Source organism: Marinobacter sp. UBA2498 (genome assembly GCF_002341575.1).
Taxonomy (GTDB): Bacteria; Pseudomonadota; Gammaproteobacteria; order Pseudomonadales; family Oleiphilaceae; genus Marinobacter; species Marinobacter manganoxydans.
This window is the reverse complement of sequence record NZ_DDOI01000046.1, coordinates 1-16,817: the sequence shown is the minus strand read 5'-3', so window position 1 is coordinate 16,817 and position 16,817 is coordinate 1. Positions and strand designations below refer to the sequence as shown.

Sequence of the window (16,817 nt, the reverse complement as noted above, 5' to 3'; positions counted from 1 at the left end):
GCCAGGGCGAACAGCACGAGCATCAGCACGAGGGCGCCCGGCACAACCACCCTCAGGGCCCTTTCCAGCCCCCTCACTACGCCCTGCGCCGAGACCCAAAGTACCAGTAGCAGAAAGAAGATATGCCAGGCCATGAATACCCGGTACTGCCTGGGGTCGGACACCAGCCCCGCCAGAATCCCGGTTGCCTCTGCCTCACCGGCGCCGGAGAAACGGCCAAGTGCGCCGAAGAACACGTAAGCCAGAGCAATGGATCCGAAGACTGCCGTAAAAGAGAGCACCAGAAAGGCGGCCAGTATGCTGAGCCGGCCAACCGCCATCCAGGCCCGGGACTGCCTGGCACTGCGAATCAACCCGTCCATGGCCAATACAATGCCGTGCCGGGAATACCGGCCAACAGCCGCTTCAGTCACCATCAGTGGCAGGGTCACCAGCAGCAGACAGGCGAGGTAAAGCAGGATGAACAAGCCACCACCATGCAGACTGGCCAGATAAGGGAACTGCCACAGGTTGGCAAGACCCACGGTAGCGCCCACCGCGGCCCAGAAGAAGGTTGATTTTCGGGTAAAGGACCCGATATGTGTCTGATACGGCGTAGGCATTCGCGTCCCTGAGGCCACTCAACAGGTCGGGGAGAAAGTCTGGGCCAGTATTGTAGCTGAAGGATCCCGTCGCGCACGAACCAGACACCGCCACAACGCCGAATTCGTGACCGGTCCGCCACTGTTGGGCTACAATGCGCCTTTTTCCGGCTGCAGCAACGCCGGCCCGTTCATTCGTCCGACCCCGGATTCATTGATTCATGAGCAAGAAAAAACCCGGAACGCCGAGCAATACCATTGCGCTGAACAAAAAGGCGAAGCACGAGTATCACATTGAGGAACGCTTTGAAGCGGGTCTCTCCCTGCTGGGCTGGGAAGTGAAGTCCCTGCGTGCGGGCAAGGCCCAGCTGGTGGACGCCTATGTGCTGCTCAAGGACGGCGAAGCCTGGTTGCTCGGCTCTCACATTACCCCGTTGATTGCGGCGTCCACCCACGTGATCGCAGACCCCACGCGCACCCGCAAGCTGCTGCTGCACGCCAAGGAAATTGCCAAGATCGTGGGCAAGGTCAACCAGGCCGGCTACACCTGCATTCCGCTGGCGTTGTACTGGAAAAACAACAAGGTCAAATGCGAAATCGCCCTGGTAAAAGGCAAGAAGCTGTTCGACAAGCGCGCCACCGAGAAAGAACGCGACTGGAACCGCCAGAAGCAACGCATCCTGCGCGAAACCAACGTTTGATCCTGCCCGCCACCAATTAACAAATACCTGACGCCGGTCATGGCCGGCGTGAACGGGTATGTCGCATACTCACTCTCTTTGTTCAGAATTCCATCGGGCCTATACTCGGGAACTCTGGTGCATGGCAAAGGGAGCCGCTTATGTCACCCAAACAGATACCAATGTCCGCCGTAGACCGCGCATGGCTACGCATGGACTCGCCCCAGAACCCCATGATGATCTGCGGGGTATGGACACTGGAACGCCCCGTATCGATGAACCGCCTCAGGCACACGCTCGAGGAGCGGTTTCTCTGCTTCAACCGCTTCCGGCAACGGGTGATCGACACTGGCGACCGGGCGTACTGGCAGGACGATCCCCTGTTCGACCTGGACAACCATCTGCACCGCATCGCCCTGCCGGGCAAGGCCGATAAGGCAGAGCTCCAGAAGCTGGTCAGTGACATGAACAGCACGTCGCTGGATTTCCGGCAACCGCTCTGGCAAATGCACTACATCGACAATTACGGGGACGGCGGCGCGCTACTCATCCGCATTCACCACTGCATCGCCGATGGCATCTCGCTGGTTCGTGTGATGCTGTCACTGACCGACAAAACGCCGGAACCCCGGCTGGGCAAAGTGGCCCGCAAGCGTCGCTCCAAACCCGGCAGGAAATCGGCCATCCAGAACTTTCTGCACCGTGCCGTGGATAGCGCGCAGACAGCCACCAACCAAGCCAGACTGTTTATCCAGTCCGTCCGTGAGGAGCCCAACTACCCGTTAAAACTGGCCACCACCGCCAGCGGTGTCGCCCTTGACCTCCTGAAACTGGGCCTGGCGCCCGGCGAACCCAAAACCGGACTGAAAGAGCCGTTATCCGGGCGCAAGCAAGTGGCCTGGGCCGATCCCCTCGACCTTGCCGAGGTAAAGGCCTGTGCCAAGGCTCTGGGGGGCACCATCAACGATGCCCTCCTTTGCACCGTTACAGGCGCCTTGCAGAGACATTTTGCCGCCCACAAAGAAACCATCCCCGAGTGCGGCATTCGGGTCGCCGTACCGTTCAATCTGCGGCCTCTTGATCAGCCCATCGAAACCCTCGGCAACAAGTTCGGGCTCGTACTGGTTACCCTGCCGGTGGAAGTGAGGGACCCGCTCATGTGCTTCCGCCAGGTGCAGGAGAACATGAACCGGCTCAAACAGTCCTATCAGGCCCAGGTTACCTACAGCCTGCTTGATATCTTCGGGCGCGGCCCCGATGTTATCGAACGAAGGGCCTTGGATCTGCTCAGCAACAAGGCCTCGGCGGTACTGACCAACGTGCCCGGCCCGAAAGAGCCCCTGTATCTGGCGGGCAGCAAGCTGACCCAGCCCATGTTCTGGGTTCCCCAGAGCGGCAGCATCGGTATCGGCATGAGTATTCTCAGTTATGCCGGCACCGTGCAATTCGGCATCACCGTGGACAAGGCGATTCACGCGGATCCGGACGCCGTGATGGGCTACTTCCGGGAAAGCTTCGAGGCCCTGAGCCACGAGGCCCTGGCAGGCCGACATGACGCCATTGAGCGCAAGGCCAGCTAGGGTTCTAGGTACATCTACAGCCCCGAAAGCACAAAACTGCAACAAAGAAACCTTGAAGTCCGGCAAACCGGACACATATACTGAAGGTAAGGGGACGACATGGCTTCGACGCCGGTGGCGAACCCTTGAGTGCATGTCGAGATGGCAGCCAATCTCGTTAATCCAAAGCTGCAACGCAATAGTCGCAAACGACGAAAACTACGCACTAGCAGCGTAAGCTGCTAGTCGTCCTGACCGGGTCGCCCGTAGCCCGGAAGCAACATCTCAGGACGTCATCGCTTACGGGATGCTCCGTTACCCAGAGTTCACTGGTTAACGGCTAAGATTTAAAGAACTCGGTTCTTGCACCCTGACTCTCGGGTCGCTTGAACTTAAATCAATAGAGAGACGCTAAACATGTAGACCTCAAGGCTGAGTACTGGCGGACGCGGGTTCAATTCCCGCCGTCTCCACCAAACAACCAAGAGAAAGCCCCTGATTTCAGGGGCTTTTTTGTATCTTGACTATAATCAGACAAGCCAAGTGCCAACCAACTGTCAACGTTGCTATAGAGGTCGCATTGACACTGACAGCTCACGGCACCATTATTCGAATACACTCACAGAAGTTATGTGAGGATCGGAATGACGACAGAAGGGAAATTGGATCGGCCATATGGCTCAATTTTACGAAAATGCCCCAATAGTTGAAGCCGTAATCGACTTACAAGTCGAAAACGAGAGCTTTTCAGAAGAAAGCTTCACAAAATTTTCCCGGTCGGTGAGTGGTAGATACGATAAAAAATCTCCGGTTAATGAAGCACAGTTCCAAATTAACGTTCCAAACGGTGACGTTAAGAGAGACTTCAAAAACATCGGATATAGATTTGTTTCAAATGAAGCAGACAGAGTAATTATAGTTAAGGGCAAAGGCTTTACTTTTAGCAACTTGCCCAAATATAAGGGGTGGTCAAAGTTTTCTGCCGAGGCAAAAAATCACTGGGCAAATTTTGTGAAATCCCTTGAACCGAATAAAATCCGAAGGATTGCCGTAAGATACATAAATAAAATAAACATTCCAGCCACATCAGGAGTGGAGTTAAAAGATTATTTTAATATATACCCCGAAATATCCGACGACATAAGCCCTTCGATAAACGGCGCTTATATGCAAGTGAAGATTCCGCAGCCGGATCTTGGGAAAAATTTTGCTTCGGTAATTAATTTGGCAACCGCAGAACCGGATGAGCCAGGGTTCGTAACAATAATCTTAGACATTGATGTTTTTGCTTTAGTCGAAATTGATCCTACTGACTCCAATTTGTGGGCAATGTTGGATCAACTTAGGGAAAAAAAGAATAAGCTATTTGAAGCATCAATCAAGGACTCGATAAGGGAGCTAATAAAATGATCGTCGCCAGTTTAGATAGTGCAACTCGCGTCTCAAACATGCCGGCTCTTTCCAAAATGGGCAGTCACACTCCGAACGCGGGTGAGATAGACGCGACTCACATTCTCAGAAAATACTATAACCAATTTGATAGTGGGAGCGTTTCTACTGCTGCGGTTAAAGCGAAAATAAGAGAACTGTCTAAACTGCCAGAAAATTGGGATGATCGCGGTAGTGCAAAGCCAAGCAAAGAGGCAATAAGTCAAGCCTTGTCAGCGCTCGAGGAATTTCATGCTGTAATTCGTAACACAAATCAAAGCTGGGCCGCTCCTCACATTTCAGCAACAGAAGATGGCGGAGTCACTATGGAATGGTGGTCCGATTCGCGAAAACTATCGATTTATATAGATGAGGCGAACGTCGACTTTATAAAAGTGTGGGGCAGCAACATAAATAATGAGATGGAAGATGGCGAAGTGCGTTGCGGCACTTTCTATGAGCTCTGGACTTGGTTAACTGCGTAAGGCTTTATCCTCAATGGCAGATGTCGTTGACAACAAGGAAGGTTTGTTCAGGGCGGTAAGAAATCGCCCTGGGCAGGATTATAAAGAGCAGCCAGACGGAACGCTCAAAGTCGCCTCCTCCGCATTCAACGATTCCAGTCTGCAACCCTCTGTGAACCGAGAAATTCTGAGGCCGGCGCCAATTGAAACCAAATTTAGCGAAGACGACGGAGTTGTCAGGTTGATCGCGGAAGACATCCGCGCAATCGACACAATTTCAATGGACGCTGACGGAAATGAAATCTACGTGATTGACGTCATTCACCGCCCCATCAGCGATACAGAAGAGCAGCCAGGTAATGATGCACATGCTCAAGTGGAGCATACCCCTGGCACAATGACGAAGAATAAGTTTAGGAAATTGAAAGAAGCTCTTGCCTTTCTTGCCAACCAAAAAGACTGGGTTATTAAACCCGGCAACCGTTAACCCCTCAACGGCAATCTAGTTCAATGCCAGATAAAATGACTGGGGCTAGGCCAACCGCCTCCTTAAGTTAATTAGGGGCCAAATGGGCATTCCTTATCACCATAGAAATAGTCGCATTGACCTGCGACATCGGGCTCAATCCCGCAGCCTCCACCAAACAACCAAAAGGCCTCGTCACCCGACGAGGCCTTTTTTGTGCCCGGCCAGAGTGGTCTAAACTGGTTCCCTCAACGAAGATTACCCCCACACCCAAACATTCATTCTGTTTACAAGACGGAAGAGGGATTACGTATGCCTACCATGCTGACTCGCATTACCGGCCTGACCGCCGGTGTTTTTTTTGCGGCCGCCGTCCAGGCGGAGGCCCCGATGGTAAAAGAGCAGGCTCCGGGCTATTACCGCACCATGCTCGGCAACTTCGAAATCACCGCCCTGTCCGATGGCACCGTCAAGCTGCCGGTGGACAAACTGTTGCTGAACACCACCGAAGAACACGTGCATAACACCCTGGCGGACAACTTCCTCTCTGCCCCACTCGACACGTCCGTTAACGGCTATCTGATCAACACCGGCAACCATCTGGTACTGGTGGACACCGGTGCTGGCAGCCTTTTTGGCCCGACTCTCGGAAAACTGGTTGAACATCTGAAAGCGTCCGGTTACGAGCCCGCAGATGTCGACGAGATCTACATCACGCACATGCATCCGGACCATGTTGGCGGTTTGGTATCTGACGGTGAGATTGTGTTCCCGCATGCCATTGTTCGCGCCAGCGTGGAGGACCAGAATTTCTGGCTGAACGAAGACAACCTGAAGGCCGCTGACGAAGGTTCGAAGGGCTTTTTCAAGGGCGCGATGGCCTCTTTGAACCCGTATGTCGAGTCCGGCCAGTTCAAGCCATTCGACAAAGACCGGGAGCTGGTGCCGGGTATCTCTGCAGTGTCCGCCAGCGGGCACACCCCGGGCCACAGCCTTTACAAGGTGGAAAGCGGGGACAACACGCTGATGCTTTGGGGCGACCTGATTCACGTGGCAGCGGTTCAGTTCCCGCAGCCGGACATTGCCATCCAGTTCGATGTGAACAGTGAACAGGCAGTGGAGTCTCGTGCACAGGCCTTTGCCGACGCTCAGGAAACCGGGTACTGGGTAGGCTCCGCCCACCTGTCTTTTCCCGGCCTGGGGCACCTGAAAAGCGCAGACCAGGGTTATGAGTTCATTCCTGCCAACTACCAGGGTGGTGTCGGCGCTACTGAAACTGGCGAGTGATGACCCAATCCTGAAGACGAAAAAGCCGGAGCAACCCTCCGGCTTTTTTCATTCGCTTTTGCCAGATTTGCTACCCCCGAAAGACCTGCCAAAGAACAAGCCTCTGGGTCATCTTCAGTTTCTGACAGCCCAGCGCCTGCATCCACGCAAACGTACCGATTTACGATAGCCGTGAAGGTGCCATCATCCAGCATCGACTGCAGCGCGCGATCAAAATCTGCCACAAATCCGGCTGTAACCGTGGCTTTGGAAAAAACAAAGTACGCGGGCTTATTGGACACGACCAGGGAGCTGGGAATAACCGTTCCGGTCAGCCCCAGTTCCTGAATCTCTTAGAGCCCGGTTAACTCACTCGCCACCACACCATCGACCCGATCCCGGGCCAGCATGAGCCATAGCGGCTCCCTGCGGGAGAGGTACTCGATGTTTTTGTCGTAGTCGGGATTCTGGATGAGGGCGCTGTATTCCTCGCTGTAGGACACATGAATCTGGGCACCAAGCCTGAAACCCGATTCCAGCAGCTGCCGCAAGCCATTCAGCTCGAACCTTGACTCGTCAGATCGCCGTATAAACAGGATATTGGGTGATACCAGACCGACCACGTCGGAGTAATGGGCATACTCCTCTCGCTCCGGAGTCCGGTAGGCGCCGGAGAGCATATCCACATGCCCATCACGCAACTCCCGGAGCGCCCTGGCCCATGGCATCTTCTGAAAGGAAAGCCCGCAATTCAGGCGCCCAATGGCCTCACGGACCAGGTCGGCATCAATGCCGACCACCTTACCCTCCTGAACCATGAAATACGGCGGATCATCGTCCCAGCGCAGGGTGATGTCGCAGTCGCCATAGCTTGGGGCGGAAAAACAGAGAATGAACGCGAGCACCAAAGCAGATCTGCGCAGGGCGGGCGTCAAAGAACGCGAGTGCAACAACTTTGAGAACGGCAACCCGTTGCTCTTGCCTGGATACATCTTTGATGCCGTCGAGGAAGGAAGGTCTAATTAATATAGACGAATTGATCAGGCACTCAATGCTCTGAGTAGCAACGCCCGGGCTAACTCCCTGTCATCTTGTGTTCATGCACTCGTTGCGCAATCAAGGTAGTGTCTGCAAAACCTGTTCAATAGGAGACCACGAGCACCACCATGAACCAGCCAGACGATCCGGCCAGCCTGACAGAACTTCTGGAACGCCTTCGCGCAAACACCGAGGGTCAGGTTCAGGTGTCTGTGGGCGATGTACTGGCAGCTGTTGGTGAACGTTCCTTCGGGCCGATGGTTTTGATCGCCGGCGTAATCACCCTGGCCCCGCTGATAGGTGATATTCCGGGAGTACCGACGCTGCTTGGTCTTATGGTGCTACTCACCCTGGGGCAACTGATTTTCCAGCGCCACTCGATCTGGATTCCCTCAAAGCTGGCGCGCCGGAACATCGAAAGAGAAAAGCTTGCCAGGGGGCTGGACTGGATGAACAAGCCCGCCCGGTTTGTGGATCGATGGACAAAACAAAGGCTGCTCTGGCTGGTTCGCGGGCCGGGGCAATACGTTATCGCCATCATCTGTATGGTTGTGGCCGCTGCCATGCCACTGATGGAGGTGATTCCATTCAGCGCCAACGGTGCCGGAATCGCCCTGATGGCGTTTGGCCTGGCCATCGTGGCGCGGGACGGTCTGCTTGCCCTGGTGGCAATCCTGGCGACCGGCGGCACCGCCTGGTTCATCCTGAATAACCTCCCCTGGTAGGCAGCACCTCCGGCAGGGATCGCCAGAGACCTGTGCTACTGTTGAGCCTCAGCCACAAGGAATACAAACATGACCATTCTTATCACGGGCGCCAATCGCGGCATCGGCAAGGGCCTGGCCGATGAATGGAGAGAGGCGGGCGAGCATGTCATCGGCACGGCCCGCAGCGAACCGGGCATGGAGGTGCTGGATGTCGCCGACCCCGCCAGCGTGACCGCGCTGGGCGAGCGCCTCGAAAACCAACCGATCTCAACCCTGGTCTGTAACGCCGGCATTCTGCTTGATCGCCATGAACAGCTGGAAGGCGGCTATCCGCCAGAACTCTGGGCGGAGCACTTCCAGGTCAATGTGACCGGCGTATTCCTCACCATACAGGCGCTGCTACCCAATCTCAGACTGGCATTGGCCGGGGTCGGCACCCCGAAAATCGCCATCATATCCAGCAAGCTTGGATCCCAGGCTTCTGCCGGTGGCGGCCGGTACATATATCGTGCCTCAAAAGCGGCGGCGCTCAATCTCGGGCGAAATCTGGCCGTGGACCTGCGTGAGCAGGGCATAGCCGTGGGCATCTACCACCCGGGCTGGGTGGCCACGGACATGGGCGGCAGCGACGCCGAGGTATCGGTTGAACAATCGGTTGATGGCCTCAGGCGGCAGATTGATAGCCTCACCCTCGCCGAAACCGGCTGCTTCAAGGCCTGGGACGGCAAGGACATGGCGTTCTGAGGGCACACTGGTATGGCAACACAAGGCCTCGCGCGGAGTGTTTCTGTCACCATTTGAAACAATCCTTCTGAATCCCGATTCACGGTAAAGCTGCTACTATCGCTACATACCTCAGGCTTATTGGCTTGGCAGCGTCCGCCCGCCAGACAGCCTGCTGAATCCAATTCTTGAAAAGCTCCTGCGGCAGGGGCTTTTGCGTTTGAAAGGACCCGGTTGTATGTCCAGCAAAGCGAAGCAGACCCAGAAACTTCTGCTGTTCCGGCTTTCCGGCGAGCGTCTGTTCGGGATCGGAACCCTGAAGATCCGGGAAATCCTGCCTTTCATGCGGCTGACGAAACTGCCCCACAGCCATCACGCCGTCATCGGCACGGCCACCTTCCGGGGTTCCGCCGTTCCGGTGATCGATATGGCTGCGGCGGTCGGCTATCCGCCGCTGACGCAGGAAGAACGGGAAAAAGCCTCGATTATTGTCACGGATATCCAGCGCCAGGAGATCGGTTTTCTGGTGCGCAGCGTGCAACAGATCATCGAGACTGACTGGAAATCGGTGATGCCGCCACCCAAAGCCCTGGGCAGCAAGGCGTTTATCACAGGGCTGCTGGACGTGGAGGGCGATATCATCCAGCTGCTGGATGTGGAATTGCTGTTGGCGAAGGTGTACCCGGAATCCCTGGACACCCAGGAGGTGGTTCTCACGGATGTGCAGAGTGAGACGCTCAAGTCCCTGAACATTCTGATGGTCGACGATTCCCAGGTGGCCCGTAAGCAACTCTCGGACGTGCTGGACAGCAAGGACATCCCCTACCAGGTGACGTCGAATGGTGATGACGCGCTGCAGATTCTGCTGCGCGACCATGAACTGGGCCGGCCCACGGACATTCTGGTCAGCGATATCGAGATGCCGGGGCTCGATGGGTACGAGCTGGCGTTCAATGTGCGGGACAATTCAGCGCTGAAGCAGCCTTACATCATCCTGCATACATCACTGAACAGTGAGATGAGCCTGAGCTATGCCAATCAGGTGGGCGCCAACGAAGCGCTGACGAAATTCGATGCCGAGGAGCTGCTTCAGGCCATGCTGCGAGGCGCCGAGCAGGCCCGCTAAAGCCTGAGCTGCTCGATAAATTCGTCCGCGTCAGCACGCATCTCAGCCAGCCTCTGCTGCCACTCTTCCCGGTGACGATTCAGCGTTTCCTCACTCAGGCGCGTGAAGCGTTCGCCGGTTTCGGCCACGGTGCGGCTGGCACTGGCGATCGATTCCATGGTGGGATCGTTCAGCTCATCGGCCTGGCGATCCAGATCCCGGGCAGCCTGCTCCAGAATCACCCGGTCTTCCTCCGGTGTCGGCTCACTGTCTTTCAGGGCGTCTTCCACCGAGCGCTCAAGCTCCCGCATGGCTTCCTGCAACTTCTTGCCGAACGCCTCCATGGCGCCCTCTGCCTCACGGCCGATTTCCTCGGAGTAGGCTTCCAGATCCCGCGCCAGCTGCTCCATCTGCTGCTCAAAGTCATCCGAAGACGACGAGAAACGGGCGCTGAGCTCGTCACCGAGCCGGCTGAGCTCGCCCATGATGCTGCTGAACGGGGAAGGATTAAGGATGGCCTCGCCAGTACGGTCGTAATCCACCAACCACTGATCCTGGAACCGTACGAGATAGGTGACCAGCTCCAGCCGCTCACCTTCGGTTCCGGCTTCGGCCGGCAGGCGGGTCACGATAGTGGCTTCGCGATCTTCAATGACGACCCGGCCGAAGGATGGCACGGCGTCGGTCCAGCTGCGCTTGTAACCATCGAACGCGGCGGATTCCGCCAGGGTGGAGTATTCCATCACGTCACCGGCGTCGTTCTCGGCCATGGCCTGCCAGAAGGCCGCCGCCACTTCCTGGGGTGTCTCGGGGTTGCTACAACCGGCGAGCAACGTCAGTGTCGCGACGGCCACCAGGCCGCGAAAAAAGGAACGGATCATTGCAGTGCTACCTCGGGCTCATCATCCATTGACGCATAATACACCCCTCAGAGTTTGCAGGTCAGTTCCGCCAGCTCCTCATCAAACACCCGTCTGTTTTCACTGTAATCCACGGGCACGTCCACCACATGAACACCGCCTTCAGCCAGGGCACCTTCCAGGGTCCGCCGCAGGTCCTCTGTGCGGGTCACGCGGTGACCCTTGGCGCCATAGGATTGGGCATAGGTGACAAAATCCGGGTTGCGATAATCCAGGCCGAAATCGCTGTAGCCTTCCTGGCCCTGCTTCCACTTGATCATGCCGTAGGCACTGTCGTTGATAATCAGCACCACTAGGTTGAGGTTCAGTCGAACCGCAGTTTCCAGCTCCTGGCTGTTCATCATGAAGCCACCATCGCCACAGATCGCCATCACTTTCAGATCCGGATACAACATGGAGGCCATCATGCCGCTGGGCAAGCCGGCGCCCATGGAGGCCAGGGCGTTGTCGAGCAGTACCGTATTGTTGTCGTAGGCGCGGTAATTGCGGGCAAACCAAAGTTTGTACATCCCGTTGTCGAGCGTGATGATCCCGTCGTCGGGCATTACCTGGCGCACATCATGAACAATGCGTTGGGGGATCACCGGGAAACGATCGTCTTCAGCCCGCTCCTGCAGGTGCGCATCCACCGCCTCCTTCACCTCCATCAGGCGGGTGAAATCATGGTTGGCGCACTGGCCACAGTTCTCGGCCATGTATTCCACACTGTTGGCAATGTCGCCGACAACTTCGTGCTGGGGGAAATACACCGGGTCCACGTCGGCCGCACTGAAGTTCACATGAATGACCTTCTTGCCGCCGGGGGTCATGAAGAAAGGTGGCTTTTCCACCACATCATGGCCCACGTTGATCACCAGGTCGGCGCGGTCGATTGCACAGTGAACGAAGTCCCCGGCCGACAGGGCAGCGTTGCCCAGGTAGCGCGGATGTCGCTCATCCACCACGCCCTTGCCCATCTGGGTGGTGAAGAACGGGATGCCGGTAACATTCACAAGATGCAGCAACGCCTGGGAAACCCGTTTCCGGTTGGCGCCGGCACCGATCATGATCAGCGGATGCCGGGCCTCGCGCAGCATTTCGCACGCCATCTCCAGGCTTTTCGGGCTGGCCGAGGGCCGCCGGGCGTCACTGGGTTTGAAGATATGGGTATCGGATTCGGGCGCCTCATCGGCGATGTCCTCCGGCAGCTCCAGATGCACGGCACCCGGACGCTCTTCAGAGGCCAGGCGGAAAGCTTCCCGAACCTTGGCAGGAATGGTGTTGGCATTGCTGATTTGCCGGGTGTACTTGGTGAGCGGACGCATCAGGTCCACCACATCCAGAATCTGGAATAGCCCCTGCTTGGAGGACTTGATGGGTTTCTGGCCCGAGATCATCATCATGGGCATACCGCCCAGCTGGGCGTAGGCGGCGGCAGTCACGAAGTTGGTGGCGCCGGGCCCGAGCGTGGAAAGGCAGACTCCCACGCGCCCCGTCAGGCGGCCGTAGGTGGCGGCCATGAACCCGGCAGCCTGTTCATGGCGGTTGAGGACCAGCTGAATACTGGAGGTCCTCAAAGCCTCAAGGAAGGCTAGATTCTCCTCACCGGGCACCGCGAAAATGTATTCAACGCCTTCGTTTTCCAGCGCCCGGATAAACAACTCGGCCCCATTACGGGCCGGGGTCTGTTCGTTGGCCATGGCCTTCCTCTTGATCTGTGGATTCCGGGTGATCGGCAGGTTCCGGGATCAATCGGTTATGGGCGGCTCCGCCTGCAAAGCATCCGCCGGCACGCGATCCAGACCCCAACTGCGATACACACCCTCTGTTACGCGCCGAAGGGCATCCTCGTTCACTTCCGCAGGCTCCCCCCGCTCCAGGGGATCGTAATGGAAGATGTACAGTCGCGATGTGAACTGTTCGAAAGGCAGCGACGACTCGCCAAAACGCTCTCCGTTGCCCGAGGTACTGACTTTGACTCCATCGCCCCAGTTCTGGCCGCTGTCGTTATTGGGATTGAAGAAATAAATCCGCATCTCACCTTCCGGGTCGAGCGCGGCCCGGAGAATGGTAATGGCGTGCCAGCCGATAAACCGGGCGGCACTATCGGTCACCGCAATACCCGCAGGCTGCGGGTGGATCAGCGGCTGATTGCCGTTGTAGTAGGGGTGATAGCTGGCATAGAAATGCCGGATAAAGCCTTCCAGATCATGCAGCTTGCCAGTGGCCACATCCACGTTAATGGCAAATCCGCGCCCGGCAGACCAGCCGTGGAACTCCGGGTTCACCCATTTGTGGGGATCGCCCTGGCGGCCGACGCACAACCGGCCCATCTCCACATAAATGCGGTCCAGATGCGGCACTACAACCAGGGAGACAGGATCCAGATCGAGGGTTACCTCGGACGCGACACCGCCGACACTGCGGGCCGACGACACCGGCTGGCCTTCAAAGTGAATGACGATCTCATTGTCTCGGGCAGCCCAGGCAACCATCTGCAAGAGATAATCCGGATCGTTATAGGCCCACATCGAGAGAGCACGGGCCGACTGGCAGGTAGGATTGTTGCCCTGCCCCACGCCCAAAGGCTGGCCCAACATGTTCAACACGCCCTGAATCAGCCAGGCATTGGGTTGCGGTTGGTAGCCATAGGCCAGTTCAAGTCGCTCCCGCGCATGGGGGCACAGAGAGAGCCGTGCCTGGCGCCACAGACCCGGCGCAACAGGAGGCTGGTAAAGAATACCCCGCTCCAGCAGCAGCGCCAGGCCGTAGATGCCCTGTGCCGTTTCCGGATAGATACCTTCTTTAATCAGGGTGTGGACCAGCTCCCGATAGCACATCAGGCAATCCCGGCCGGTACTGGACAGCCCCAGCGCCTCGCTCAGCAAGGTGTCCTGGTCCAACAGGATGAAACGTATGAACGAGGCATGGTAAGGCGAGACCAGGCCGGTATCGTGCATGGAACGCGCAAACCCGGTGGCCTCGTTCTGCAGGGCCTGGGCGTCCATGGTTTCCAGCCGCTGCTCGTAGACCACGGTTCCGGGGTCTTCACTGCAGGCCCGGGTGGGCCCATAGAGGCTGGAGATCAACCGGTCGGCACCGCGCCCGGCACTGCCCAGATCGGCCTGCGGATCGGCCCGGCAAAGGGCAATCTGGGTAATCATCTTGCGTACGTCCGATACCTGGATCGGTCGCTGTTCAAGGATCCGCCAGATCTCCTCGATCAGACTATCAATGACATGTTCGTAGCCGATGTGGTGGGCCACGTACTGCACAAGGTTCTGGCTGATCAGCGCGAGCTTGCCCTGCTCCCGCTCAGCCTCGCCGGTCATGCCAAACAGCAGGCCGAGGTTGATGGCAAGAACCTGGGTCAGATAGTGGTGGGCCTGTTCAGCCGACACCGAAGGGTGCAGATAGCTGCCCCGGGCGACGGCAAGCAGCCGCAATTCGCTGAAGGCCTCAATGACGACGGTATCGGCATTCTGGCTCTGCAGCGAATAGGTTGTCAGCGTGGGAAGGAGAATACCGGGTTCGGCCCAGTCGGTGCCGGCAAAGACACCCGCCAGTTCAAGGCGCTCAGCGCGCTCCTCGATGATCCGGCAGCCATCCGGCTGCAGCAGGACCCGGCGGGCAATATCCAGCACACGCGGCAGTTTGCCGGCCTTGGTAAAAGACCGGCTTTCTTCCAAAGCCTGAATGGCGTCATCCAGGCGTTGAGCCAGCTTGTCAACGTTTACAGCTGGCGCTGCGCTGCCCGATTGGTGATCGTTCAAACGATAATCCTCAGGGCCTGGCACCAAACCCGGTTGTTGTTAATGCTTCTCCTGATTATACATAGAAATCGAGGTCTTCCTGATGTTTCAGGAGGTCCCGCATGACATAGGGGTCTTCACCGAAGAAATACACCAGCCCCCAGTGGGTACCGAAAGCGGTACGCTTGGTGACCGTCTCTTCAAGCGGCGCAGTCAGCTCGTGAGACTCGAAATACTCGTGATTTTCGGTCTCCTCCGGAATTTCCAGCTTGCTGACAACCCGGCGGCGCGGATACACACCGAAACAACCGGCGTAACCCTTCGCATCCACCACCTCCTTCGGGAAGAAGGCCTTGATTTCCTCTTCCGTGGTCTTCGGGTCAAAGGCCAGGATCATGCCCTGATAGGCGTTGAAGCCATAGGCACGCTCAAGCAGCTCGAATACCTTGAAGCCCGGTGGGCGATAGGCCACCTCGCCAAAGTACATGGTCCGGTCGCTGGTCACGAAGTACTCCGGGTGGATAAACCCGAATTCGATATCGAAGGTCTTGATCAGCTTCTCGATTTCGCCGCGAATCTGGTCGCGATACTTTTCCAGGTCCGGTGTTGCGGGCACAAATACCGAATAGCCCAGAGTCACATACTCGGAAATGTTCAGGAAGGCGATCTTGCCATTGTGGATCCAGGCTTCTACCGCAAACTCCCAGCCGTCCAGGTGCGATTCCATCAGGACCGGAAACTCTTCTTCCGGAATGGTATCGACCTCGTCGGGAGTACGGATAACCCGGTGACCCAGGCACCCGGCCTTGTCAAACGCCTTGAGGTGGATCGGGTCATTGGGGTCGCCATCCAGCTTGAGCAGGGTCTGGTTTACCCGCTTGAGGAATCGGATAACGTCGCCCTTATCGTGGGCTTCCTCAAAAATACCCACCCGGATGCCACCAAGCTGGGCGCGGCGTTTCATCAGTGCCTTGTCACGCAACAGCATGGCTTGGCCAAACAGGCGCGGCTTGTCCATCAACACCGAGTTAATGGCACCCGCCCACTCGACAGTCTCCTCAAACAACGGAATGGCGACATCAACGCCCATCTCCTTGAGGGTCTGCGCAATTTCTACGGAGCGATCGTTCAGGCGCTCGAAATTCCAGGGCACATAGGGAATGTCATGCTCTTCGCAGTAGGCTTCCGCCCAATCCGGGGCCACGACAACATACCGACGATCAAACTTGTCGGCCGCTTCAACCGCATTCAGGCTCCAGCCCAACAGCGCGATATACCCTTTCTCAGGATTGTACTTTTGCTCACTCACAGGCTCTCTCCTTTCATAAGGGTTGCCTTATAACCCTACGCGGAAGCTGTAAAATCGCAAATTTCGCGGCCTTCTGAAACGAGAAAAGCACCGCGATCACCGGCGTAAAATCCAGCAGTCGCAGTGCCTTTCGGTTTTTTAGAACGTTTAGGAATATCAGCCCAATTTGAGGGTCGACAGGGTCCGCTCGCGGACTTTCGTCAGCAACGCTTCGTCCTCAACGAGGGACTGGCCGTACGACGGCACCAGCTCTTTCATGCGCTCCTGCCACTGCGGAGTCTTGATCTTCTCCGGGAAGCAACGCTCGATAACGTTGATCATGGCATTGGCGGCAGTGGATGCGCCCGGGGAAGCGCCCAGCAGCGCTGCCAGGGTTCCGTCCTTGGCGGCCACGATTTCAGTGCCGAACTCGAGCTTGCCACCGCCACCATCAACCTGCTTGATAATCTGCACACGCTGGCCGGCCATACGCAGCTGCCAGTCCTCTTCCATGGCATCCGGGAAGAAGTTGCGCAGCGATGCCACCCGGTCACTGTGGGACTGGAACACTTCCCCGATCAGGTAGCGGGTCAGGTCCATGTTGCTCTTGCTCACCGAGAGCATGGGCTTCAGGTTGGTGGGCTTCACCGAACCAATCAGATCAAAGATCGAGCCCTGCTTCAGGAAGCGGGTAGTGAAACCGGCAAACGGGCCAAACAGAAGGGCCGGCTCGCCATTAATGATGCGGGTATCGAGGTGCGGTACCGACATGGGCGGTGCCCCGATCGGCGCCTTGCCGTATACCTTGGAGTTATGCTGCTTGACGATGTCGGGCTTGCCACACACCAGCCACTGACCGCT

At 57.1% G+C, this 16,817-nt stretch carries 16 protein-coding genes and 1 other RNA gene; 10 read left to right on the top strand and 7 right to left on the bottom strand.

Going from position 1 to position 16,817, the window contains the following annotated elements; translation table 11 throughout:
* A partial coding sequence (locus B2W52_RS05255) for an SLC5/6 family protein (protein ID WP_476738514.1) occupies window positions 1-602 on the bottom strand: 602 nt, incomplete at its 3' end.
* A gap of 200 nt (window positions 603-802) precedes the next feature.
* Between B2W52_RS05255 and smpB the strand changes: the two genes are divergently transcribed.
* From smpB to B2W52_RS05220, 7 genes are all read left to right on the top strand, one after another.
* Window positions 803-1,282 (top strand): SsrA-binding protein SmpB, encoded by a 480-nt coding sequence (gene smpB / locus B2W52_RS05250; RefSeq protein ID WP_008171507.1) that lies wholly within the window; start codon window positions 803-805, stop codon window positions 1,280-1,282.
* Window positions 1,283-1,422: 140 nt separating this feature from the next.
* Window positions 1,423-2,841, top strand: a complete 1,419-nt coding sequence (locus B2W52_RS05245; RefSeq protein ID WP_053113047.1) for a WS/DGAT/MGAT family O-acyltransferase — start codon at window positions 1,423-1,425, stop codon at window positions 2,839-2,841.
* 90 nt (window positions 2,842-2,931) lie between these two features.
* Window positions 2,932-3,296: a transfer-messenger RNA gene (ssrA, locus tag B2W52_RS05240) on the top strand.
* Between the two features lie 199 nt (window positions 3,297-3,495).
* Window positions 3,496-4,230, top strand: coding sequence for a TIGR04255 family protein (locus B2W52_RS05235; RefSeq protein WP_273068897.1), 735 nt, complete (start codon window positions 3,496-3,498; stop codon window positions 4,228-4,230).
* The gene (locus B2W52_RS05230) at window positions 4,227-4,733 is read left to right on the top strand and encodes a hypothetical protein (protein ID WP_286801776.1); all 507 of its coding nucleotides are present in this window, start codon (window positions 4,227-4,229) and stop codon (window positions 4,731-4,733) included. Before B2W52_RS05235 ends, B2W52_RS05230 begins: the two co-directional genes overlap by 4 nt.
* Before the next feature lie 13 nt (window positions 4,734-4,746).
* On the top strand, window positions 4,747-5,199 hold the full coding sequence (locus B2W52_RS05225; protein WP_273068894.1) for a hypothetical protein: 453 nt from the start codon (window positions 4,747-4,749) through the stop codon (window positions 5,197-5,199).
* 291 nt (window positions 5,200-5,490) lie between these two features.
* The gene (locus tag B2W52_RS05220) at window positions 5,491-6,465 is read left to right on the top strand and encodes an MBL fold metallo-hydrolase (RefSeq protein ID WP_286801775.1); all 975 of its coding nucleotides are present in this window, start codon (window positions 5,491-5,493) and stop codon (window positions 6,463-6,465) included.
* A gap of 332 nt (window positions 6,466-6,797) precedes the next feature.
* On the opposite strand, the gene B2W52_RS05215 is transcribed toward B2W52_RS05220, so the two are convergent.
* Window positions 6,798-7,349 (bottom strand): substrate-binding periplasmic protein, encoded by a 552-nt coding sequence (locus tag B2W52_RS05215; RefSeq protein ID WP_273068892.1) that lies wholly within the window; start codon window positions 7,347-7,349, stop codon window positions 6,798-6,800.
* A gap of 261 nt (window positions 7,350-7,610) precedes the next feature.
* Here B2W52_RS05215 and B2W52_RS05210 point away from each other — a divergent pair, with 261 nt between their 5' ends.
* The 3 genes from B2W52_RS05210 (at window position 7,611) to B2W52_RS05200 (ending at window position 10,038) form a co-directional block, all read left to right on the top strand.
* On the top strand, window positions 7,611-8,207 hold the full coding sequence (locus B2W52_RS05210; protein ID WP_062786351.1) for an exopolysaccharide biosynthesis protein: 597 nt from the start codon (window positions 7,611-7,613) through the stop codon (window positions 8,205-8,207).
* A 69-nt stretch (window positions 8,208-8,276) separates the two neighbouring features.
* A complete protein-coding gene (locus B2W52_RS05205) occupies window positions 8,277-8,933 on the top strand; it encodes an SDR family oxidoreductase (protein WP_008171094.1) in 657 nt (218 codons plus the stop codon).
* A 217-nt stretch (window positions 8,934-9,150) separates the two neighbouring features.
* A complete protein-coding gene (locus B2W52_RS05200; protein ID WP_008171092.1) occupies window positions 9,151-10,038 on the top strand; it encodes a chemotaxis protein in 888 nt (295 codons plus the stop codon).
* Here B2W52_RS05200 and B2W52_RS05195 read toward each other — a convergent pair.
* The 5 genes from B2W52_RS05195 to B2W52_RS05175 all read right to left on the bottom strand — a co-directional run.
* Complete coding sequence (locus B2W52_RS05195) at window positions 10,035-10,898, bottom strand: hypothetical protein (protein WP_286801773.1); 864 nt, start codon at window positions 10,896-10,898, stop codon at window positions 10,035-10,037. The two genes, B2W52_RS05200 and B2W52_RS05195, sit on opposite strands and share 4 nt — an antisense overlap.
* A 47-nt stretch (window positions 10,899-10,945) precedes the next feature.
* A complete protein-coding gene (locus tag B2W52_RS05190; RefSeq protein WP_286801772.1) occupies window positions 10,946-12,616 on the bottom strand; it encodes an acetolactate synthase large subunit in 1,671 nt (556 codons plus the stop codon).
* A 48-nt stretch (window positions 12,617-12,664) separates the two neighbouring features.
* On the bottom strand, window positions 12,665-14,689 hold the full coding sequence (locus B2W52_RS05185) for a hypothetical protein (protein ID WP_273068881.1): 2,025 nt from the start codon (window positions 14,687-14,689) through the stop codon (window positions 12,665-12,667).
* A gap of 55 nt (window positions 14,690-14,744) precedes the next feature.
* Window positions 14,745-15,977 (bottom strand): ATP-grasp domain-containing protein, encoded by a 1,233-nt coding sequence (locus B2W52_RS05180; protein ID WP_008171084.1) that lies wholly within the window; start codon window positions 15,975-15,977, stop codon window positions 14,745-14,747.
* 156 nt (window positions 15,978-16,133) lie between these two features.
* Window positions 16,134-16,817, bottom strand: a 684-nt coding sequence (locus B2W52_RS05175; RefSeq protein WP_286801767.1) for a malate:quinone oxidoreductase, incomplete at its 5' end; no start/stop codon positions are given.